Here is a 720-nt window from a genome sequence, read left to right as displayed (position 1 = left end):
CTTCTTCGTCGTGGCGGGAAGCTACTCCTATGCGGCGCACAAAAGAGGCTTCTCGACAGGCGAGGCGTTCGGCCGTTACGAGGGTCAGCTTGCGGAGGTCGATCCCTTCCGCTCGCTGCGGAAGTTCAAGGATTGGGCGGCAGGCATGCTGGAATCGTTCCGNNTTATCGAAGCCCATCTGCGCGACGGCGTGTCCTTGCAGGCGATAGCCGATCACGTCTATTTGAATCCGAATTACTTGTCAAGCATCTACAAGATTCAGACCGGAGAGGCGATCAGCGAATATATTTACCGGGTCCGAATGGAAAAGGCCGTCCATCTGCTGCGGAACACGAACGATAAAATTTACGCGATCAGCTCCAAGCTCGGTTTTCAAAACCCGAATTACTTCATCCGGATCTTCAAGAGATATTTCGATCTCACGCCCCAGGAGTATCGGGAGAAGCTTGGCTCGCCGGCGTTGGAAACGCCCGGCGGACCAAAAGGCTTAATATTGTAGCATGAATCTACGAATCGTTCTCTGTAAGATGTCTCCCGATTGGGATAGATTGGATGTAGACCGCAGAAAGGAGGAAAATACTGAATTCGGCTCGCTTGGTTCCATAGCAACTGAACTTATCTCACGCTAAGGGAGGAACGAAGTCAATGAAACCAATAAGAGCAGCGAGATTTACCGCAGCGGCCTTATGGTCCGCCCTGCTTGCGTTCAGCTTCGCCGGA

Annotated in this window: 1 protein-coding gene; it reads left to right on the top strand. The window is 52.5% G+C overall.

The genetic code is table 11. The annotated features are described in order from the left end of the window. Window positions 1-145 precede the first annotated feature (145 nt). Complete coding sequence (locus H7C18_RS34560) at window positions 146-499, top strand: helix-turn-helix domain-containing protein (protein WP_475572003.1); 354 nt, start codon at window positions 146-148, stop codon at window positions 497-499. The last annotated feature ends 221 nt before the right edge of the window (window positions 500-720 follow it).

Source organism: Cohnella zeiphila, assembly GCF_014212055.1.
Classification (GTDB): Bacteria; Bacillota; Bacilli; order Paenibacillales; family Paenibacillaceae; genus Cohnella; species Cohnella zeiphila.
Note: the sequence above shows the minus strand (reverse complement) of the source record. Positions and strands in the feature narration are given on the sequence as shown.